At 72.2% G+C, this 19,581-nt stretch carries 20 protein-coding genes; 15 read left to right on the top strand and 5 right to left on the bottom strand.

Annotated elements, in window-relative coordinates; all coding sequences use genetic code 11:
* Window positions 1-35 precede the first annotated feature (35 nt).
* Both ACZ4A5_RS09200 and nudC read left to right on the top strand, forming a co-directional pair.
* A complete protein-coding gene (locus tag ACZ4A5_RS09200) occupies window positions 36-1,430 on the top strand; it encodes a dipeptidase (protein WP_467580269.1) in 1,395 nt (464 codons plus the stop codon).
* A 50-nt stretch (window positions 1,431-1,480) separates the two neighbouring features.
* A complete protein-coding gene (nudC, locus tag ACZ4A5_RS09195; protein WP_398870375.1) occupies window positions 1,481-2,428 on the top strand; it encodes an NAD(+) diphosphatase in 948 nt (315 codons plus the stop codon).
* A gap of 217 nt (window positions 2,429-2,645) precedes the next feature.
* Here nudC and ACZ4A5_RS09190 read toward each other — a convergent pair whose 3' ends face one another.
* Window positions 2,646-2,903, bottom strand: coding sequence for a mycoredoxin (locus tag ACZ4A5_RS09190; protein WP_467580266.1), 258 nt, complete (start codon window positions 2,901-2,903; stop codon window positions 2,646-2,648).
* Window positions 2,904-3,131: 228 nt separating this feature from the next.
* Between ACZ4A5_RS09190 and ACZ4A5_RS09185 the strand changes: the two genes are divergently transcribed.
* The 5 genes from ACZ4A5_RS09185 to ACZ4A5_RS09165 all read left to right on the top strand — a co-directional run bounded on the left by ACZ4A5_RS09185 (window position 3,132) and on the right by ACZ4A5_RS09165 (window position 6,945).
* Window positions 3,132-5,327, top strand: coding sequence for an ATP-dependent DNA helicase UvrD2 (locus tag ACZ4A5_RS09185; RefSeq protein WP_467580262.1), 2,196 nt, complete (start codon window positions 3,132-3,134; stop codon window positions 5,325-5,327).
* Between the two features lie 142 nt (window positions 5,328-5,469).
* A complete protein-coding gene (locus tag ACZ4A5_RS09180; RefSeq protein ID WP_467580259.1) occupies window positions 5,470-5,772 on the top strand; it encodes a hypothetical protein in 303 nt (100 codons plus the stop codon).
* A 136-nt stretch (window positions 5,773-5,908) separates the two neighbouring features.
* Window positions 5,909-6,271 (top strand): WhiB family transcriptional regulator, encoded by a 363-nt coding sequence (locus ACZ4A5_RS09175; protein WP_116213773.1) that lies wholly within the window; start codon window positions 5,909-5,911, stop codon window positions 6,269-6,271.
* Window positions 6,268-6,594, top strand: coding sequence for a hypothetical protein (locus ACZ4A5_RS09170; RefSeq protein ID WP_467580256.1), 327 nt, complete (start codon window positions 6,268-6,270; stop codon window positions 6,592-6,594). Before ACZ4A5_RS09175 ends, ACZ4A5_RS09170 begins: the two co-directional genes overlap by 4 nt.
* Window positions 6,595-6,729: 135 nt before the next feature.
* Window positions 6,730-6,945 carry a hypothetical protein gene (locus ACZ4A5_RS09165; protein WP_390749352.1) on the top strand — a complete coding sequence of 72 codons (216 nt, stop codon included), beginning with the start codon at window positions 6,730-6,732 and terminating at the stop codon, window positions 6,943-6,945.
* An 18-nt stretch (window positions 6,946-6,963) separates the two neighbouring features.
* On the opposite strand, the gene ACZ4A5_RS09160 is transcribed toward ACZ4A5_RS09165, so the two are convergent.
* Window positions 6,964-8,328 (bottom strand): ABC1 kinase family protein, encoded by a 1,365-nt coding sequence (locus tag ACZ4A5_RS09160; protein WP_467580251.1) that lies wholly within the window; start codon window positions 8,326-8,328, stop codon window positions 6,964-6,966.
* 42 nt (window positions 8,329-8,370) lie between these two features.
* Complete coding sequence (locus ACZ4A5_RS09155) at window positions 8,371-9,498, bottom strand: ThiF family adenylyltransferase (protein WP_467580248.1); 1,128 nt, start codon at window positions 9,496-9,498, stop codon at window positions 8,371-8,373.
* A 425-nt stretch (window positions 9,499-9,923) separates the two neighbouring features.
* Here ACZ4A5_RS09155 and ACZ4A5_RS09150 point away from each other — a divergent pair, with 425 nt between their 5' ends.
* From ACZ4A5_RS09150 to ACZ4A5_RS09135, 4 genes are all read left to right on the top strand, one after another.
* Window positions 9,924-10,520 (top strand): M48 family metallopeptidase, encoded by a 597-nt coding sequence (locus ACZ4A5_RS09150; protein ID WP_398870381.1) that lies wholly within the window; start codon window positions 9,924-9,926, stop codon window positions 10,518-10,520.
* A gap of 116 nt (window positions 10,521-10,636) precedes the next feature.
* Window positions 10,637-12,391 carry a TerD family protein gene (locus ACZ4A5_RS09145; protein WP_467580245.1) on the top strand — a complete coding sequence of 585 codons (1,755 nt, stop codon included), beginning with the start codon at window positions 10,637-10,639 and terminating at the stop codon, window positions 12,389-12,391.
* 17 nt (window positions 12,392-12,408) lie between these two features.
* Window positions 12,409-13,092, top strand: a complete 684-nt coding sequence (locus ACZ4A5_RS09140; RefSeq protein WP_467580682.1) for an AIM24 family protein — start codon at window positions 12,409-12,411, stop codon at window positions 13,090-13,092.
* Between the two features lie 17 nt (window positions 13,093-13,109).
* Entirely contained in the window at window positions 13,110-13,871 is a 762-nt protein-coding gene (locus tag ACZ4A5_RS09135; protein WP_467580242.1) for an AIM24 family protein, read from the top strand.
* Window positions 13,872-13,928: 57 nt separating this feature from the next.
* Here ACZ4A5_RS09135 and ACZ4A5_RS09130 read toward each other — a convergent pair whose 3' ends face one another.
* Window positions 13,929-14,453: an NUDIX hydrolase gene (locus tag ACZ4A5_RS09130; RefSeq protein ID WP_467580239.1), complete on the bottom strand. Its 525-nt coding sequence runs from the start codon at window positions 14,451-14,453 to the stop codon at window positions 13,929-13,931.
* Window positions 14,450-15,886 (bottom strand): zinc-dependent metalloprotease, encoded by a 1,437-nt coding sequence (locus ACZ4A5_RS09125; RefSeq protein WP_467580236.1) that lies wholly within the window; start codon window positions 15,884-15,886, stop codon window positions 14,450-14,452. Before ACZ4A5_RS09125 ends, ACZ4A5_RS09130 begins: the two co-directional genes overlap by 4 nt.
* A gap of 195 nt (window positions 15,887-16,081) precedes the next feature.
* Here ACZ4A5_RS09125 and ACZ4A5_RS09120 point away from each other — a divergent pair, with 195 nt between their 5' ends.
* From ACZ4A5_RS09120 to ACZ4A5_RS09105, 4 genes are all read left to right on the top strand, one after another.
* Window positions 16,082-17,209, top strand: a complete 1,128-nt coding sequence (locus ACZ4A5_RS09120; protein ID WP_467580233.1) for an SDR family oxidoreductase — start codon at window positions 16,082-16,084, stop codon at window positions 17,207-17,209.
* A 135-nt stretch (window positions 17,210-17,344) separates the two neighbouring features.
* Window positions 17,345-17,803 carry a molybdenum cofactor biosynthesis protein MoaE gene (locus ACZ4A5_RS09115; protein WP_467580229.1) on the top strand — a complete coding sequence of 153 codons (459 nt, stop codon included), beginning with the start codon at window positions 17,345-17,347 and terminating at the stop codon, window positions 17,801-17,803.
* A 288-nt stretch (window positions 17,804-18,091) separates the two neighbouring features.
* Complete coding sequence (locus tag ACZ4A5_RS09110) at window positions 18,092-18,271, top strand: hypothetical protein (protein ID WP_116215901.1); 180 nt, start codon at window positions 18,092-18,094, stop codon at window positions 18,269-18,271.
* Between the two features lie 123 nt (window positions 18,272-18,394).
* Window positions 18,395-19,486, top strand: coding sequence for a YlbL family protein (locus ACZ4A5_RS09105; protein WP_467580226.1), 1,092 nt, complete (start codon window positions 18,395-18,397; stop codon window positions 19,484-19,486).
* The last annotated feature ends 95 nt before the right edge of the window (window positions 19,487-19,581 follow it).

The following is a 19,581-nucleotide window of genomic DNA, read 5'->3' as shown; positions in this document are numbered from 1 at the left end:
ATGGTCACGCCGCGTGGCCGGATAGGCTCGATGTCATGAGCGACACCCCGGACAGCGCTGTCCGCGCGTATATCGAAGAGCACCGCGACGCCTTCCTCGACGACCTCGTCGAGTGGCTCCGCATCCCCTCCGTGTCGGCGGATCCCGACCGCGCCTCGGATGTGCGCCGCAGCGCGGACTGGCTGGCCGGGAAGCTCACCGCGACCGGCTTCCCGACCGTCGAGGTCTGGGAGACCGACGGCGCCCCGGCCGTGTTCGCCGAGTGGCCCTCGGGCGACGCCGGTGCACCGACCGTGCTGGTCTACGGCCACCACGACGTGCAGCCCGCCGCCCGCGAGGACGGCTGGCACACCGAGCCCTTCGAGCCCGTTCTCAAGGACGGCCGGCTCCACGCCCGCGGTGCCGCGGACGACAAGGGCCAGGTCTTCTTCCACACCCTCGGCCTGCGGGCGCACCTCGCCGCGACCGGCCGCACCGCCCCGGCGGTCAACCTCAAGCTGTTGATCGAGGGCGAGGAGGAATCCGGCTCGCCGCACTTCCCGGCCCTCGTGCGCGAGCGCGCCGACCGCCTCGCGTGCGACACCGTGATCGTCTCCGACACCGGCATGTGGTCCGAGGACACCCCGACCGTCTGCACGGGCATGCGCGGCCTCACGGACTGCCAGATCGACCTCTACGGGCCGGAGCAGGACATCCACTCCGGCTCCTTCGGCGGCGCCGTGCCCAACCCGGCCACCGAGGCGGCACGTCTCGCCGCCGCCCTGCACGACGAGGACCGCAGGGTCGCGGTCCCCGGCTTCTACGACGGCATCGTGGAGCTCACCGACCGTGAGCGCGAGCTCTTCGCCGAGCTGCCCTTCGACGAGAAGCAGTGGCTGCGCATCGCGCACTCCCACGCCTCCCTCGGCGAGAAGGGCTACACCACGCTGGAGCGGATCTGGGCCCGCCCCACCGCCGAGGTCAACGGCATGGGCGGCGGCTATCAGGGCCCCGGCGGCAAGACGATCGTGCCGTCCACCGCGCGCCTCAAGCTGTCCTTCCGGCTCGTCGCGGGCCAGGACCCCGACGCCGTGCAGCGGGCCGTACGCCAGTGGGTGGCCGACACCCTGCCGGACGGCATCCGCCACGAGATCAACTTCTGGGGTGTGACCCGCCCCTGCCTGACCCCGCTCGACCACCCATACCTCCAGTCGGTCGTCCGGGCCATGGGCCGTGCCTTCGGGCAGAAGATCCGCTTCACACGCGAGGGAGGCTCGGGCCCGGCCGCCGACCTCCAGGACGTGCTCGGGGTGCCGGTCCTCTTCCTCGGCATCTCGGTGCCGTCGGACGGCTGGCACGCGCCCAACGAGAAGGTCGAGCTGGACCTCCTCATGAAGGGCGTCGAGACCAGTGCCTACCTCTGGTCCGACCTGGCCGGAAGCGACCGGTAGCTCGCGTTCTCGACGTACATCACCATTCGCAGGGGGAGTTGGAAGCAGCCGTGACCACCTGGACCGATCTGTCAGCCGCCCGGCCCATCACACTCAGCGGGGACAGCGGCATCGACCGCGCCGCGCACCACCGCCTCGACGAGGCGTGGCTCGCCGCCGCGTGGAGCCACCCCTCCACGAGAGTCTTCGTGGTCTCCGGCGGGCAGGTGCTGGTCGACGACACCCCCGACGGCCGCACCGAGCTGGTGATGACCCCGGCGTTCGAGGCGCCGGTCACCGAGACGCACCGCTATTTCCTCGGCCAGGACGAGCAGGGCATCGCCTATTTCGCCCTCCAGAAGGACGCGCTGCCGGGCCGCATGGACCAGTCGGCGCGCCCGGCCGGGCTGCGCGAGGCCGGGCTGCTGCTGTCGCCGCGCGACGCGGGACTGCTGGTGCACGCGGTGGCCCTGGAGAACTGGCAGCGGCTGCACCGCTTCTGCTCGCGCTGCGGCGAGCGCACGGTGGTGGCGGCCGCGGGCCACATCCGCCGCTGCCCCGCCTGCGGCGCGGAGCACTACCCCCGCACGGACCCGGCCGTCATCATGCTCGTCACGGACAAGCAGGACCGGGCACTGCTGGGCCGGCAGATGCACTGGCCGGAGGGCCGTTTCTCGACGCTCGCGGGCTTCGTCGAGCCGGGCGAGTCGATCGAGCAGGCGGTGCGCCGGGAGGTCGCCGAGGAGGCGGGCGTGGTCGTCGGTGACGTGGAGTACGTCGCCAGCCAGCCCTGGCCCTTCCCGTCCAGCCTGATGCTGGGCTTCATGGCGCGGGCCACGTCCGCGGACATCCAGGTGGACGGCGAGGAGATCCACGAGGCCCGCTGGTTCTCGCGGGAGGAGCTGCGGGCGGGCTTCGCCTCCGGCGAGGTGCTGCCGCCCACCGGCATCTCCATCGCGGCCCGCCTGCTGGAGCTCTGGTACGGCGAGCCGCTGCCGCAGGGCCCGGCCTGGAGCTGAGCCGGCCGGGGGGGGGGGGGGGGGGGGGGGGGGGGGGGGGGGGGGGGGGGGGGGGGGGGGGGGGGGGGGGGGGGGGGGGGGGGGGGGGGGGGGGGGGACGGGTGCCCTCCCCCCCCCCCCCCCTCCCTCCCCCCCCCCCCCCCCCCCCCCCCCCCCCCCCCCCCCCCCCCCCCCCCCCCCCCCCCCCCCCCCCCCCCCCCCCGCGGCCGTGCCGGGGTCAGGAGGCCAGCGCCTGCTTGACCTGGGCGAGCGACGGGTTGGTCATGGTGACCGGAACGCCGCCGCCCGCGGGGACGACCAGGACGGTCGGAACCGTCTGGTTGCCGTCGTTCGCCTTTTCCACGAAGGCCGCAGATTCGGCGTCGTGCTCGATGTTGATCTCGTTGTACGCGATTCCCTCGCGGTCCAGCTGGCTCTTGAGCCGGCGGCAGTAGCCGCACCAGGTGGTGCTGTACATCGTCACGGTGCCCGACATGCGTCCTCGTGCTCCTTCGGTGGTGGGTGTGGTGCCAGTCGTAGAACGCGCACCTGTGCGGGACCATTCCCCGGCGGTTTCCGCGCCCGCCCGGTCACCGCGCCGCCCACGGCCCAGGGAAGCGGGCCGGTCCGCCGCTCCGGAGGACTCCGGCCATTCATATGACCGGAAGGCCGGCCCTGTGGACGACGTTCCCGGTCGCCCCCGCCGACCTGGCAGCATGGCGGGGTGACAGCAACCCTCTTCCCGCAGGTCCCGGACTCTGCCGACGCCGTGCTCGACGGGCTCGATCCCGAGCAGCGCGCGGTAGCGACGGCGCTCAGCGGTCCGGTGTGCGTGCTGGCCGGAGCGGGCACGGGCAAGACGCGCGCGATCACCCACCGGATCGCGTACGGCGTCCGCTCCGGGGTGCTCCAGCCCGCCAGTGTGCTTGCCGTCACCTTCACCAACCGCGCCGCCGGGGAGATGCGCGGCCGGCTCCGCCAGCTCGGCGCGGGCGGCGTCCAGGCGCGCACCTTCCACTCGGCGGCGCTGCGCCAGCTCCAGTATTTCTGGCCGAAGGCCGTGGGCGGCCAGCTGCCGCGTCTGCTCGAGCGGAAGGTCCAGCTCGTCGCGGAGGCCGCGGCCCGCTGCCGCGTCCGGCTCGACCGCAATGAACTGCGCGATGTCACGGGCGAGATCGAGTGGTCGAAGGTCACCCAGACCGTCCCGGAGGACTACGCCCCCGCGGCCGCCAAGGCCGGCCGGGAGGCCCCCCGGGACCCCGCCGAGACCGGCCTGATCTACGGGACGTACGAGCAGCTCAAGCGCGACCGCGGCGTGATCGACTTCGAGGACGTCCTGCTGCTCACCGTGGGCGTCCTCCAGGACCGGCACGACATCGCCGAGACCGTGCGCCGCCAGTACCAGCACTTCGTGGTCGACGAGTACCAGGACGTCAGCCCGCTCCAGCAGCGGCTCCTGGAGCTGTGGCTGGGCGACCGCGACAATCTCTGCGTGGTCGGCGACGCCAGCCAGACCATCTACTCCTTCACCGGCGCCACCCCCGACCACCTGCTGAACTTCCGCACCCGCCACCCGCACGCGACCGTCGTCAAGCTCATCCGGGACTACCGCTCCACCCCCCAGGTGGTCCACCTCGCCAACGGCCTCCTGTCGCAGGCCCGCGGCCGGGCCGCCGAGCACCGGCTGGAGCTGGTCTCGCAGCGCCCGGCGGGCCCCGAGCCCCGCTATACGGAGTTCGCGGACGAACCCGCCGAGGCCGAGGGCACCGCCCGCCGGATCCGCGAGCTCATCGACTCCGGGGTCCCGGCCAGCGAGATCGCGATCCTCTACCGCATCAACGCCCAGTCCGAGGTCTATGAGCAGGCCCTGGCCGACGTCGGGGTGCCCTGTCAGCTGCGCGGCGCCGAGCGGTTCTTCGAGCGCCCGGAGGTCCGCGAGGCCACCCTGCTGCTGCGCGGCGCCGCCCGCGCGGGAGGGCACTCCGACCCCCAGCTGGCGGATGCCGACGATGTGCCCTCCCAGGTGCGGGCCGTGCTCGGCACCCGTGGCTGGACCGCGGAGCCCCCCGCGGGCTCAGGGGCGGTCCGGGAGCGCTGGGAGTCCCTGGCGGCCCTGGTGCGGCTCGCTGAGGACTTCGTACGGGCCAGACCGGCGGCCACCCTGTCCGACCTCGTCGCCGAACTCGACGAGCGGACGGCCGCCCAGCACGCGCCGACCGTCGAAGGTGTGACTCTCGCCTCACTTCACGCGGCCAAGGGCCTGGAATGGGACGCAGTCTTCCTCGTCGGGCTCGCCGAGGGCATGATGCCGATCACGTACGCCAAGACCGATGAACAGGTCGAGGAGGAGCGCCGCCTCCTCTATGTGGGGGTCACCCGGGCCCGCCGCGACCTCTCCCTGTCGTGGGCGCTGTCCCGCACCCCGGGTGGCCGGGCGACCCGCCGCCCCACCCGCTTCCTGACCGGGCTGCGGCCCGGCTCCGTCGCCCGCCCCGGCGGGGGAGGGGCCGGAGCCGCCGCCTTCACCGGTGGCGGCGCGGGCGTCGAGCGCGGCGCGCAGCGCAGGCGCCGGGGGCCCGCGCGGTGCAGGGTCTGCGGGAAGACCCTGACGGACGCGGGCGAGATCAAGCTGATGCGCTGCGAGGACTGCCCCGTCGAGCTGGACGAGGCGCTGTACGAGCGGCTGCGCGACTGGCGGGCCGGGCAGGCGGGCCTGCTGGGCCAGCCCGCCTACTGCGTCTTCACCGATAAGACACTGCTGGCGATCGCCGAGGCCGTGCCGGGAACCGAATCGGAGCTCGCGGGCATCTCAGGGGTCGGAAGACGGAAGCTCGAGAGGTTCGGCGCCGACGTCCTGGCCCTGTGCGCGGGCGGGGAGGCGGCCTCGGAAGACGCCTCGGAAGAAACTCCGGAAAAATAGTTTGCGCACGCGGAGGGCATACCCATAGCCTTCCGAGCACGGAGACAGCGGCTCTTTCGAGTTCCGGTGGATCCGTGCTGTACTGAACCGTCCGGACTGGTTTCGACCAGTCCCCTTAGACGCCGAGAGGAGGCGGAGACCAATGATCAGCTTCAAGACCAGCAGCAAAATGACCGATCGTCCGGTCGTCGCCACCCGTTCCCTCGGCATCACTGTCGGCTCGCTCTCCCTGTTCCAGGGCACCGGTCTGTCCACCGCAGGCTTTGCCCCGGTCAATGTGCGACCGACCAAGGCGTCCGCGGTAAGGGCAGCAGCAGCGGCACAGGCTCAGACCTATGCCATTGAAGCGACGACCAACGGCGCCGGATCCCTGGACGCGCAGCAGCAGCAGCACCTCACGATGTGGGCCTTCCGTGGGCTCGAACCCTGGAGAGATCCAGCCTGATCGGCATGATCAGGTCGGCACCTTCCAGGGCCGCGGAACCCACACCGGGATCCGCGGCCCTTTTGTTTGCCCCCTCGCCCGTGCGGGGGGAACCAGTCCGGCCACAAGCCGGAAGACAAGACGAGGAACCAACACCGTGCAACTCAAGGCACACACCCCGTCAGTAGCGACCGACCTGATCCCCCCGCCTGTCCCCACGGAGGACTCCTTGACCCCCCTCACCGCCCTCACCGACCTCGACGACGCCATCGAGAACCTGGGCACGCCCGTCCCCTGCCGCAGCTACGACCCGGAGGTCTTCTTCGCCGAGACCCCGGCCGACGTGGAGTACGCCAAGTCGCTCTGCCAGACCTGCCCGCTCCGCGAGGCATGCCTGGCCGGTGCCCTGGACCGGCGTGAGCCGTGGGGTGTCTGGGGTGGCGAGCTCTTCGTCCAGGGCGTCGTGGTGGCCCGCAAGCGGCCCCGTGGCCGTCCGCGCAAGAACCCGGTCGCCGCATGAACCTCTTCGGCACCATCGACCGCCCCACCACGCACGACCCCAAGAAGCAGGATCCGACCATGCACCGCCCCTCCGTCGAGCCGTTCGGCTCCGAAGCCCCCACCCGTGACACCTCCGGCGCGACCGCCTCGCGTCAGAACAGGAACCTCGAAATGCAACTCATCCCAGAAGCCCTGGCCCGTGCCCATATGGACGAACGCCTCCGGGCCGCCGAGTCCGAACGCAGGGCCGCGCGGCTGGTCAGCGCCCGCCGGATGCAGCGCCGCGCCGAGCGCGCCTCGCTGCGCGCCCGCCGCGCGCTGGCCATGGCCGTGATGCACTGAGCGGGCCCCGGCCCAGGCCCAGGGCTCACCCGGAGCTCATCCCGGACCCCGCGGGGCCGGTCCGAACGGACCGGCCCCGCGGGGCGTTGGGTGCGTTGTGCCCTCGCGGCGCGTCGACGGGGATATCGTCTGGGAGTGGACCAGAAGACGCATGAATCAGTGCAGTTGGACCCTGAGGCCACCGAGAACGCCACGCCCGTGACGTGCGCTCGCTGTGGCACCGCCGCCGACGGTACGCCGCCGACCTGGACCTGCTCCGTCGAGAACGGCAGTCGCCGCTATTTCTGCGACGACTGCGCCCGCGCCAACCTCAGAGCGATCGAGAGCCGACTCGACTCGTCCTGGTGGTGAGGGCCCACCTGCGGCCCGTCAGGCGGGTGTCTCCTGACTCTCGTCTGCCGCCGCGAAGCCGGGCACCCACGCCTCCATCTCGTCTCTCAGCCGCACGGTCGCGCCCAGCTGGCAGAGCACCCCGATGGTGCTGGTCGTCACGCGGTGTATGAGCAGATACGCCGGCGGCAGATTGAGCTGCCGCCCCAGCTGATAGGCGGGCGAGCGCGGATCGGCGATCCGCGTCGCCTGCGCGCGCATCCAGCTCCGGGTGAAGGTGAACTCCGGCGCCTGCGCGGGCTCGATGATCGGCAGCAGATAATCCATGACCGCTCCGGGATCCAGCTCGATCTCCGGCTTGACGAACCCCTCGTCCCGCAGCAGCTCGTGGACCGCCTCCGCCTCGCCGTCCAGCGTCAGTCGCAGGACCGTGCCGATCGTCGGCGGCAGCCCCTGCGGCAGCCGGTCCACCGTGCCGAAGTCCAGCACCCCCAGCCGCCACTTCTCCGGCGGTCCGTCGGGGGCGTCCCCGGTCAGCAGCCGGAAGTTGCCCGGATGCGGGTCGGCGTGCAGCAGCCCGGTGCGCGCCGCGCCCGAGAAAAGGAAGCGCGCGAGCAGCTGACCGGCCCGGTCCCGCTGCTCCTGGGTGCCCTCCGTTATCACCTCGGACAGCGGCACTCCCTCCATCCACTCGGTGATCAGCACCTGGTCGCTCTGGTGCACCACCTGTGGAACGGTCACATCCGGATCGCTCGCGAACTCCCGGGCGTGCTCCTCCTGCGCCCGGGCCTCCAGCTCGTAGTCCAGCTCCTCCGCCACCCGGTCGCGGAGCTCGGCGATGAGCGGCTTGAGGTCCATCCCGGGGATCAGCGGGCCCAGCAGCCGGGCGAAGCGCCCCAATTGGGTGAGGTCGGAGAGCAGGGCCTGGCCCGCGCCCGGATACTGCACCTTCACGGCGACCTCGCGCCCGTCGTGCCAGACCGCCCGGTGTACCTGCCCGATCGACGCGGCCGCCGCCGGCTGATCCTCGAACTCCTCGAAGAGATCACGCCAGTTTGGCCCGAGCCGCTCCGCCAGGGCCGCGTGCACCGACTTCGTCGGCATCGGAGGGGCCGCCTCCTGAAGCTTGGTCAGCGCCGCCCGATAGGGGCCCGCCACCTGCTCGGGGAGCGCCGACTCGAAGACGGACAGCGCCTGACCCAGCTTCATCGCGCCCCCCTTGAGCTGCCCCAGGGTGGCGAACAACTGCTCGGCCGTGCGCTGCTGCAACTCCGTGGCGATCAGCTCCGCGGGTCGGCCGCCGATGCGTTTGCCGAGCCCGAGCGCCGTGCGCCCGGCGAACCCCAAGGGCAGCGCCGCCAACTTGGCGGTACGAGTGACCGCCTTGCGGGGTAGATCAGACATGCGCCCCTCCAACTAGCCGAACAGCCACGCCGCGGACGGCGGTTACCTGCTCATTGTCCCGTGCGGCACCCCTGCGGCCGAGGCATATCCGGGATCCGAAGATCCCGCCGCGCCGCACGGGCACCGCGGATGCGGCTCGACGGGCCGCGGGGACCAGGCCGGGCCCGGCAGGGCCAGTTCCAGCCGCACCCCCGCGCTCGCCGGGGACCCACCGTCGAGAAAGGCCAGCGCCCGCCCCACGGTCAGCCCCGCCACCACCGTGGCCAGTGCCATGTCGCACGACGGTACCCCCGAGGCGCGGCCGGACCGCCACTGGGCGAGCATTCGGGGCCAGGCCGGATCCCGCTCGGACCGCCCGAGCTCCACACAGCCCGCGCACGCCGTCCCGCCGGGCAGCACCAACGGCCCCACCACTCCAGTGGCTTCCAGGACGCCCGCGTACATATGGGGAGTTCCGGACAGGACGAGCTCCTCCGCGGCCGCCGGGTCGGGGGCATAGGCGGCGAGTCCGTCACGAGGGGCGAACACCACCAGGGCCAGCGGCGGCTCAGCACTGCTCCCTCCTCCCCGGGCCCGGGGCCGGGGCACGGGCGCGACCTGCCGGACCACCCGTCCGGCGGCGCCGTCGCGGCGCTCCCCGATCCGCTCGGGCCCCACGCCGCCCGGCCCCACGTCCCATGGCTCGACGCAACCGCCGTCCTGGACATCGACCTGGCCCACTCCCGACGCCGACAACAGCGCCGCCACGGCCGATCCCACCCGCCCGGCGCCACGCACCCGCACCCGCAGCGCCCGGCGGGTGGCCATGATCCCCATCGCCGCCCCCGCACCTGCGTGGAGCACCGACAAGGAGGCGAGGTCGGGGCGCAGCCGCTCCATGGCCGGCCCCTGCTCGCGCAGCGCGGTGGCCTCCTCGCCCCCGGCTCGCGGGTCGTCGAGCAGCCCGGCCCGCGTCAGCCTCTCGACCAGGGCGTCGGCCCGGCCTTCGGGCAGGCCGACGGCTCTGGCCTCCTCCCTGAGCAACGGCATGCCGCGCGTGCCGTCCAGGAGGGGCAGGAAGCTGCTCGTCGCCGTGTCCACCGGCCCGACCGCCACGGCGTGCGCGGGAGCCACGCCGAACTGCACCGTGTCCCGATTGCGCCAGCTCCGCCGCAGGGCTGGCTTGAGCATCGGATGCGCGGAGTCCGGCTGGACGGGACCCGGTGGCGCGAAGGCTCTCGGCGCTGGGCCCGCGGACCTGGAGCCGGGCCGCCCCGGGCCCGCGGACCCCCGCCCCGCACGATCCTGGTCCGCCCGCCCGAAGCCCGTACCGCCGGCACCCGTGGTCGTATCCACGGTCGCCCGCGCGGAGCCGCCTCGTGTGTCAGCTCCGCGCACGGCGCCGCCCCGCGTCGGTTCCGTGCACGGCGTTGCGTTCGTCTGCATGGCCTTCCCCCTCCGTCGGCCTCCAGAATGGGCCGACGGCCGGTGGGTCGTGCGAAGTTATCCACAAGCGCGGGGTGATTGTCGTACAAGCCGTGCACTCTCCGGTGTCTTTCCCCCGACAAGGAGCGATGGGCGGGACTTCACGCGCCGCCAGCGGGTAACGTCGGGGCGTGCCCGTCGATCCTCTGCACAGTGCCGCAAGACCACCGCGCAGCATTCCGAGCCCGCTCACCGGCGGATCGGAGACCAGTGCGGTCGAGGTCAGACGGAGCGCGCGCCGCCGGAGAACGGTGTCCGCGTACCGCGAGGGCGACCGGACCGTGGTGCTGATCCCCGCCCGGATGTCGGAGGCGGAGGAGCAGCGCTGGGTGACGGTGATGCTCGACAAGCTCGCGGCCCAGGAGAGCAAGCGGGTGCTCGGCGACGCCGAGCTCGCCGAGCGGGCGGGACGGCTCTCCGCGCAGTATCTCGGCGGCCGGGCCCGCCCGGAGACGGTCCGCTGGGTGACGAACCAGAACACCCGCTGGGGTTCCTGCACCCCGGCCGAGGGCAGCATTCGTCTCTCGCACCGTTTGCAGGGCATGCCGGAGTACGTCGTGGATTACGTGCTGCTCCATGAGTTGGCACATCTGCTCGTCCCCGGCCACGGGCCCGGATTCTGGCGGCTCCTGGAGGCATATCCGAGGACCGAGCGCGCCCGTGGATACCTCGAAGGTGTGGTCTCCGCCGACCGGCTTCCCCATCTTCCCGCGGCACGCAGCGAATAGCGCGGACGGCGTTTCGGCTCGGCGTGCGCACGGCCCGGAGCCGTAAGGGCCGGGCTGAGCCGTTAGCCTGACGCGACGCATTCATCACACGTTCGGATGGGGGACGGTCGTTACGCATGGCCAGGGAATTCCAGCGCGGCCACAAGGCCAAGATCAGTGACCTGACGGCGGGGACCGATCTGTACGTGGGTGTGCAGATCGCCGGTCCCGGCCTGACCTTCGACATCAGCTGTTTCGGCCTCGACGCCCAGGAGCGGCTGTCCGACGACCGGTACTTCGTCTTCTTCAACCAGCCGGCGTCTCCCGAGGGTGCCATTCAGCAACTCGGCGCACAGGCCGGTGACACGGAATCCTTCCGCGTCACCCTCGACCGGATTCCCCCGCAGGTGCGGAAACTGAGCTTCACCGCCACCCTCGACGGCGCCGGTCAGATGTCCCAGATCGGCCCCGGCTATCTCCGTGTCGTCGCGGGTGGCGAGGAAGTCGCGCGCTACTCCTTCACCGGTGCGGAATTCAGCACCGAACGCGCTGTCATGCTCGGCGACTTCTATATGAAGGACGTCTGGCGGTTCGCCGCCGTGGGCCAGGGCTTCGACGGCGGACTGGAGGCGCTCCTCAGGAACTTCGGCGGCGAGGTGCTGGAGGAAGAGCCCGAGCTCGACCCGGCGCCGCCCCAGGCGGCCGCCCCCGCGTTCGCGCCCCCGGCGCAGGCCGTCGCGCCCCCTGCCTTCGCCCCTCCGGCCCAGTCGGCACCGGCCCAGCAGACACAGCCCCATCAGGCACCGCCCCCCGTTCCGAGCACGCCGCAGGCGCCCTTCCAGACCCCGCCTCCGGCGCCCGCTCCCGCGTCCGCGTACCAGCAGCAGACCCCGCCGCCCCACCAGGGCTTCCCGCCGCCGCAGGGCAGCACCCCGCCGCCGGCGCCCGGGCAGATGCACGCGGCGCCCACGCTCGCCGCGCCGATCGCCCCGCCCGGTTACTTCGCGGAGCACGGAGGCGGGCACGGAAGCGGGCACGGAGGCCAGCTCCCGCCGCCGCCCGGCCCGCCGGGCGTACCCGGCCAGCACGCTCCCCACGGCCAGCAGCCCGGCGGATACGGCTACCCCGGACCGCAGCAGCCCTATGGCGCCCCGCCGCAGGCGCCGCACCAGGGCGTGCCCTACCCCGGGCAGCCCGCCCCGTACGGCCAGGGGGCGCCCGGCGCCGCCTCCGGCGGTGTTCAGGCGGCCTTCGAGAAGTACCGCGAAGTGCCCACCGGCCAGCGCTGGACGCTCCAGAACGCCAAGCTCATCCGCGTCGACCTCGGCGTCGACCAGCAGCCCGTGCTCGCCCGGCAGGGCAGCATGGTGCTCTACCAGGGCAAGGTCGACTTCGGTTACAAGGGCGCGGGCTTCGCCGGGCGCATCATGGGCAGCGTCACCGGCCAGGAGATGCAGCTGATGCGCTGCACGGGCCGCGGACAGGTGTTCCTGGCCGAGAACGCCTCCCACGTGCACCCCATCGAGCTCCAGGGCGACGCCATCTGCGTCTCCGCGGACTCGGTGCTCGCCTTCGACGAGTCGCTCCAGCACGAGGTCCGCCGGATCGAGGGCCATGGCATCCCCGGCGGCGCCCTGTTCACCATGCAGTTCCAGGGCCACGGCACCGTCGTCGTCAAGACGCACGGCGTCCCCGTGGTGCTGCCCGTCACCCCGACGACGTACGCGGACAGCAACGCCATCGTCGCCTGGTCCGCCGCCGCACAGGTGATCATCTCCAGCCAGGTACGGCTGCGCCGCAACGCCTACCCGGGCCACAGCGGAGAGACCGTGAACCTCCAATTCCGCGGCGCGCCCGGCAATTTCATCGTCGTCCAGCCCTACGAGGTCTGAGGGAGCCCGAAATGACCATGAACCAGACACCGTTCGCGGGCTACGCCCCGACCCCCGTCGTGACACGCATGGAGAACCACGGCAGCAGCATGCTGAAGGTCGCCATGCAGTCCGGCCAGGACCTGTTCGCCCGGACGGGCTCGATGGTCGCGTACGAGGGCTACGTCCAGTACGAGGCGAACCCGCCCGCCCTCCGGCAGATGGCCTCCCAGTGGCTCACCGGAGAGGGCATGCCGCTGATGAAGTGCCACGGCGACGGGCTGCTCTACCTCGCCGACTACGGCGCGAACGTCGTCTGCCTCCAGCTCGACGGCGACTCGATCTCCGTCAACGGCACCAACATCCTCGCCTTCGACGCCCACTTGCAGTGGGGCGTGCAGCGCGTGAAGGGTATGGCGAAGTTCGCGGGTCAGGGCCTGTTCAACGTGGCCATCTCCGGCACCGGATGGGTGGCGCTCACCTCCCGTGGCACCCCCATCGTCGTCGACTGCGGCCGCGGCGACGACGAGACCTATGTGGACCCGGACGCGCTCGTCGCCTGGTCCACCGGCCTCAAGATGAAGGGGAAGCGCAGCTTCAAGGCATCCTCCATGATCGGCCGGGGCAGCGGGGAAGCCTATCAACTGGGCTTCTCCGGCCAGGGGTTCGTGGTCGTACAGCCCAGCGAGGACAGCACCGACCGGCTCCGGGCGCGGGGCTGAGGGGAAGCGAAGACAGCATGCAGAGCCCGCTTTTCGGCCACACCGAAGCACAGACGCAGGAGCGCTACGCCCTGCAGAACCCGCAGTTGCTGCGGGTCTCCCTCACCGGCCACGACGACGTCCTCGCCCGGAAGGGCTCCATGGTCGCCTACCAGGGCATGATGGAGTTCGACGGCGAGTACCAGTCCCGTGGTCAGCGCACCGCCCAGGCGCACACGGGCGAGGGCCTGGACCTGATGCGCTGCTCGGGGCAGGGCACGGTCTACTTCGCCAACCTCGCGCAGTACATCCACGTGGTCGACGTGGACCACAACGGCCTCACCGTCGACAGCGCCTACGTCCTCGCGCTGGACTCCACCCTGCACTGGGACGCCATCGCGGTGGACAGCCAGTTCGGGATCTCCGGCACCGGCGCGTACAACCTCGTCATCAGCGGACAGGGCAAGGTCGCCCTGATGACCTCCGGTCAGCCGCTGATGCTCCAGGTCACCCCGGACAAATACGTCAACGCCGACGCGGACGCCGTCGTCGCCTGGTCGACCTCCCTGGTCGTCCAGATGCAGGCACCCACCTCCTCATCGGGCGTCTGGCGGCGCCGGGGCAGCACGGGGGAGGGCTGGGAGCTGAACTTCCAGGGCCACGGGTACGCGCTCGTCCAGCCCAGCGAGCTGCTCCCGCCGCAGGGCGCGGAGATCGGCCAGGGGCTGATGGCGCAGTACGGCATCGGCCAGCAGGGCGCGCACGGCCAGAACCAGGGCAACATCTGGTCCAACCGCTGAACCCATGTGTAAGGGGCGGTCGCCATTGCGACCGCCCCTTACACATGCCTCAATCCGCTACGCCAGCCGCGCCAGCGTCCGCTCCAGCAGCTGGACGACCGAGGCGTCCGCGACGCCGGCCACCTCGTCGTACGGGAACCACCGCAGATCCAGCGACTCGTCGCTGATCGCCTCGACGGCGCCCTCGGGGACCAGCGCCGCGAACTGCACGTCCAGATGCCAGTGGCAGGGCGCCGGGATCGGGTGCCGGTCGAGCCGCACCGGACCGCCCGGCAGCAGCGCCAGGCCCGCGATGCCCGACTCCTCCGTGGCCTCCCGCAGCGCGGCCTCCACGAGCGTGCTGTCGCCCGGCTCGCAGTGGCCGCCCATCTGGAGCCACATCCGCAGCTTGCGGTGCAGCGTGAGCAGCACGCGCCCGGCCGCCGGGTCGATCACCAGCGCGCTCGCCGTGATGTGCCCGGCACCGCACGCCTTCCACATGCCGTCCGGATGCGCGGCGAGGTGGTCCAGATAGAGCCCGCGCAGCTCCGGCTGGTCCTCGTACTCCTTCAGCACGAGGACGGCGTTCTCGTGCAGGCTCACTTCTTGTCGTCGCCCTCGCCGGAGTCGTCGCCCGCGCCGGGCTCCGTGCCGGAGTCCTTCTTCAGGTCCGGCTTCGTGCCGCCGGCCGCCTCGCCCAGCATCTTGTCGAGCTCGGAGAAGTCCAGGTGCTCGCGGTGGACGAAGCCGTCCGGGTCGTCCAGGTCGGCGGCCGTCGGCAGCATGTCCGGGTGCTCCCAGAGGCCGTCACGGCCCTCCAGGCCGCGCGCGTCCGTCAGCGAGGCCCACAGCCGGGAGGCGTCGCGCAGCCGGCGCGGACGCAGCTCCAGGCCGATCAGCGTGGCGAAGGTCTGCTCCGCCGGACCGCCGGTGGCACGCCGCCTGCGCAGCGTCTCGCGCAGCGCGCCCGCCGACGGCAGGTGCGGGGCGGCGGCCGCGTGCACGACCGCGTCCACCCAGCCCTCGACCAGCGCGAGCGCGGTCTCCAGGCGGGCCAGGGCGGCCTTCTGCTCGGGGGTGTCCTGCGGCTGGAACATGCCCTGCTGGAGGGCGTCCTGCAGCTGCTCGGGGTGCGAGGGGTCGAGCTGGCCGACCACGTCCTCCAGCTTGGAGGTGTCGACCTTGATGCCCCGGGCATAGCCCTCGACGGCACCGAAGAGGTGCGAGCGCAGCCACGGCACGTGGGCGAACAGACGCTGGTGCGCGGCCTCGCGCAGGGCCAGATACAGCCGCACCTCGTCCTGCGGCACACCGAGGCCCGAGCCGAAGGCTTCGATGTTCACCGGCAGCAGCGCGGCCTTGCCCGCGGGGCCGAGCGGCAGGCCGATGTCGGTGGAACCGACGACCTCGCCCGCGAGCACGCCCACGGCCTGGCCGATCTGCTGGCCGAACATGGCGCCGCCCATGGAGCGCATCATGCCGAGCAGCGGGCCCGCCATGGCCTGCATCTCCTCGGGCAGCACATCGCCCATGGCCGCGCCGACGCGCTCGGCGACCGGGTCGACCAGGTCCTTCCACACCGGCAGGGTCGCCTCGACCCACTCGGCGCGGCTCCAGGCCACGGCCGTGCCCGAACCCGACGGCAGCGACGTCACGCCGTCCAGCCAGAGGTCCGCCAGGCGCACGGCCTCCTCGACCGCCGCCCGCTCACCGGACGTGACGCTGGCGTCCTTGCCGCCGTCGGCAGTGCCCTGCGCGACGGTCTGCCGTGCGATGTCCTTGGCCATGTCCCAGTTCACCGGGCCGCCCTCGTAGGAGAGCATCTGCCCGAGCTGCTGGAAGGCCGCGCCCAGGTCGTTCGGGTTCAGGGAACCGAACATCGCGGCGAAGGGGTTGTCCCCACCGCCCGCGGGACCGCCGAACCCGAACGGATTCGCGGGTCCCTGGCCGCCCTGGCCGTCGCCCTTCTTCTTGCCGTCGCCGCCGTTCTCCGGCTCCTCCGGCGGCAGACCGAATCCGAATGGGGTGTCACTCACGGGTTTCCTCGGCTCGTAGGGCCGCCGGCTCTCAGGACCGGCGGCGAATGCCCGACAACACCACCCAGCGTAGACACCCCCGCCCGTATCCGGGCTTGGTGCTTCGCCGACCCTGGGCCTGCGGCAGGATGGACGTCACCTGGTACGTACGTGTCATGACCCGTACGTACTGAAGACAACCGCTGGAGATGCCCGGTGAGTTCCCCTGACCGAGAAGTTCGCGCAGCGCGAAACGGTTCCGCGCGTGACAGTACGAGCCCGCATGCCCGCCGCCGGCCGGTCGTAGCGGTCACCGGTGCCGCCCGCGGAGTCGGCGCGCTGCTCACGCAGCGGCTCGCCGCCTCCGAGGAGATCAAGCAGGTCGTCGCCATCGACGAGCGCCGCGGCGACATCCTGGAGGCGCAGTGGCACGTCCTGGACGTGCGGGACCCGGTGATCGCCGAGAAGCTGCGCGGCGTCGACGTCGTGGTGCACCTCGCGGTCGACCTCGACCTTGAGGGCGACCCGGCGGCCCGCACCGCCTACAACGTGCGGGGCACCCAGACCGTGCTGACGGCCGCCGCGGCCGCCGGGGTGCACCGCGTGGTGCTGTGCACCTCAGCGATGGTCTACGGCGCGCTGCCGGACAACGACGTGCCGCTCGCCGAGGACGCGGAGCTGCGGGCGACCGCGGAGGCGACGGGTGTGGGCGATCTGCTGGAGATAGAGCGGCTCGCCCGGCGGGCGCCGCGTGCGCACCCCGGGCTGAACGTCACGGTGCTGCGTCCCGCCGTCCTCGTCGGCGGCACCGACACGGCCCTGACGCGTTACTTCGAATCGCCCCGCCTCCTGGTCGTCGCCGGGTCCCGGCCCACGTGGCAGTTCTGCCACGTGGAGGACCTCGTGAGCGCGCTGGAGTTCGCCGCCCTGGAGAAGGCCGAGGGCGAGCTGGCGGTGGGCTGCGACGGCTGGCTGGAGCAGGAGGAGGTCGAGGAGCTCACCGGCATCCGGCGCATGGAACTGCCCTCGGCCGTCGCGCTCGGCGCCGCCTCCCGGCTGCACCGCCTGGGGCTCACGCCCTCGCCCGCCGGCGACCTGGAATACACGATGCACCCGTGGGTCGTCAGCGGCAGCAGGCTGCACGACGCGGGCTGGCGGCCCCGCTGGACCAACGAAGAGGTCCTCGCGGAGCTGCTGGAGGAGGTCGCCGGGCGCCACACGGTCGCGGGCCGCAGGCTCGGCCGCAAGGACGCCACCGCCGCGGGCGCCGCGGGGGCGACCGTGGCACTGCTGGGCACCGCCGCCCTCGTCCGCCGCGCCCGCAAGGCACGCCGCAGGCTGTAGCGCCGCGTGCGGGCCGTGCGGGCTCCCGCGGCGCATCCGGAAGCCGTGTGCGCTGGAGGAGCCTCCACAGGAGCGCACAGGCGGTCTGTCGAACATCCATGCCGGGCGCCCGCCCGGGTGCGGCACGATGGACGCATGGCACCGATCTACGAGCACCCCGGCGAGCTCGCCGCCGCCGACCCGATCCGCCTGCTGGCGATCCGCGACACCCCTCTGTCCGTGGACGAGGTCTTCACCGCGGCCGGGGACGACGCCGCAGGCGGCACCGCGCTGTTCGTGGGCACGGTGCGTGACCACGACGGCGGTACGGACGTCACCGGGCTCGGCTATTCCGCGCACCCGTCCGCCGAGGCGGAGCTGCGCCGGATCGCCGAGAAGGTCGCGGCGGACTTCCCGGTACGGGCTCTCGCGGCGGTGCACCGGGTCGGCGAACTGTCCGTCGGTGATTTGGCCGTCGTGGTGGCGGTGTCGTGCCCGCACCGGGCGGAGGCGTTCGAAGCCTGCCGTCGGCTGATCGACGACCTCAAGCGCGAGGTGCCCATCTGGAAGCACCAGACGTTCGCGGACGGAACAGAGGAATGGGTCGGCGCGTAGCGCCGTCGGGCGGGAGATCTGGGGGCACCTCCCAGCGGTAGCTGGGGGAGGGTCGGCGCGTAGCGCCGTCGGGCGGGAGATCTGGGGGCACCTCCCAGCGGTAGCTGGGGGAGGGTCGGGGCGTAGCGTCCGCCGTTGACGGCACAGGTTCCCCTCCCGTCACTTGCGTCAACCCCTCACGGACCGCCCCCGGTTGCGTAACCGCCCCCCTGACGTGAGCGTTGAGGGAACGGACGATTAATCTGCTCATCACTCAGTCATGGTGGTGCATGGGGCCGGGAGGGTGGCATGGCAGCGCTCGTGTGGTTGCTGATTCCCGTCGCCGCGGTCATCGTCGCCGTCATGTGGGGAAGCTGGGCAGCTTGGGCGGCCCGCAACCGCAAATCCGGCGACGTCGCGGAGCTCGCAGGCTATGCGCGTTTTCGGGAGGCGATGGAGCGCTCGGACACGGGCAGCGGCGTCTCCTAGCGCCGTCCGGAACCGCGCTCGGGAATCCCCGGGCGCCCCCGTGTGCGGGGCGCGCCCCTCACCGCTTCCCCGGACGGCCCGCCCCGAAGGTGGACTGTCGGACCCGTCCCGTACTGTCGTTCCATGCCCCGCCGCACTGCGACGATGCTCGCTTCCCTCCTGACGCTCATCGCGCTGCTCTGCGTGGGTGTGCTGATCCCCGTGCCGTACGCGGAGATGTCCCCGGGGCCGACGGTCAACACACTCGGTGAGCACGACGGTGAGCCTGTGCTCCAGATCTCCGGGCGCAAGACCTATGCGACGACCGGCAACCTCAACATGACGACGGTCCGGGTGACCGGCTCCCAGTACCGGATGAATCTGGTCGAGGCGATCACCGGCTGGCTCGGGCACGACAATCTGGTGGTCCCGCACAGCACGCTCTACCCCGACGACAAGAGCCCCGACGAGCTCAACCAGGAGACGGCCGAGGAGTTCAGCCAGTCCCAGGAGAGCGCCAAGGTGGCGGCTCTCAAGCAGCTGGACATCCCGGTCGGCAGCCGCGTCGTCGTGTCGTCCGTCGTCAAGGGCAGCCCCGCGGAGGGCAAGCTGCACGCCGGTGATGTGATCAAGTCCGTCGACGGTACGGAGATCAAGCAGCCCGGCGACGTGGCCAAGCTGGTCACCAGGCACCAGCCCGGCGAGAAGGCCACCTTCCTGATCGTCCCCGCCAAGGAGGCGGCCGCGGCGGAGAAGGAGAAGCGGCAGCCCAAGGGGGAGGACACCGTCACCCTCACCACGACCAAGGCCCCTGACGACAAGCGGGCCGTGGTGGGCATCCAGGCCGCGACCGACCACACCTTCCCGTTCTCGATCAACATCAAGCTGGCGGACGTCGGCGGGCCGAGCGCCGGGCTGATGTTCGCCCTCGGGATAGTCGACAAGCTCACCCCGGACGACCTGACCGGCGGGAAGTTCGTCGCCGGCACGGGCACGATCGACGACAACGGCAAGGTCGGGCCGATCGGCGGCGTGGAGATGAAGACGGTGGGCGCGCGCTCCAAGGGCGCCCGGTATTTCCTGACGCCGAAGGACAACTGCGCGGCCGCCGCGAAGGACAAGCCCTCGGGCCTCACCCTGGTCAAGGTCGACACCATCGGGGACGCCCTCGGCGCCCTGCAGAAGATCCGCAAGGGCGACACGGCCGGCCTGACGCAGTGCGCGGCGGGGAAGTAGCGGAAACTCCCTTGCCGGCGGGGGGGGGGGGGGGGGGGGGCCCGGGGGGGGGGGGGGGGGGGGGGGTGTCTTCGAGGGGGGGGGCAGGGGCCCTC

This window comes from Streptomyces sp. NPDC025618, from assembly GCF_055558795.1.
The sequence above is the reverse complement of the archived record's forward strand: the minus strand, read 5'-3'. Positions and strand labels throughout refer to the sequence as shown.

Excerpts from the sequence above, each read along its gene's own strand:
- ACZ4A5_RS09200 (WP_467580269.1), top strand. The coding sequence starts at position 36 with ATGAGCGACACCCCGGACAGCGCTGTCCGCGCGTATATCGAAGAGCAC.
- ACZ4A5_RS09190 (WP_467580266.1), bottom strand. The coding sequence starts at position 2,903 with ATGTCGGGCACCGTGACGATGTACAGCACCACCTGGTGCGGCTACTGC.
- ACZ4A5_RS09180 (WP_467580259.1), top strand. The coding sequence starts at position 5,470 with ATGATCAGCTTCAAGACCAGCAGCAAAATGACCGATCGTCCGGTCGTC.
- ACZ4A5_RS09170 (WP_467580256.1), top strand. The coding sequence starts at position 6,268 with ATGAACCTCTTCGGCACCATCGACCGCCCCACCACGCACGACCCCAAG.
- ACZ4A5_RS09160 (WP_467580251.1), bottom strand. The coding sequence starts at position 8,328 with ATGTCTGATCTACCCCGCAAGGCGGTCACTCGTACCGCCAAGTTGGCG.
- ACZ4A5_RS09155 (WP_467580248.1), bottom strand. The coding sequence starts at position 9,498 with ATGCTCAAGCCAGCCCTGCGGCGGAGCTGGCGCAATCGGGACACGGTG.
- ACZ4A5_RS09145 (WP_467580245.1), top strand. The coding sequence starts at position 10,637 with ATGGCCAGGGAATTCCAGCGCGGCCACAAGGCCAAGATCAGTGACCTG.
- ACZ4A5_RS09140 (WP_467580682.1), top strand. The coding sequence starts at position 12,409 with ATGAACCAGACACCGTTCGCGGGCTACGCCCCGACCCCCGTCGTGACA.
- ACZ4A5_RS09135 (WP_467580242.1), top strand. The coding sequence starts at position 13,110 with ATGCAGAGCCCGCTTTTCGGCCACACCGAAGCACAGACGCAGGAGCGC.
- ACZ4A5_RS09115 (WP_467580229.1), top strand. The coding sequence starts at position 17,345 with ATGGCACCGATCTACGAGCACCCCGGCGAGCTCGCCGCCGCCGACCCG.
- ACZ4A5_RS09110 (WP_116215901.1), top strand. The coding sequence starts at position 18,092 with ATGGCAGCGCTCGTGTGGTTGCTGATTCCCGTCGCCGCGGTCATCGTC.
- ACZ4A5_RS09105 (WP_467580226.1), top strand. The coding sequence starts at position 18,395 with ATGCCCCGCCGCACTGCGACGATGCTCGCTTCCCTCCTGACGCTCATC.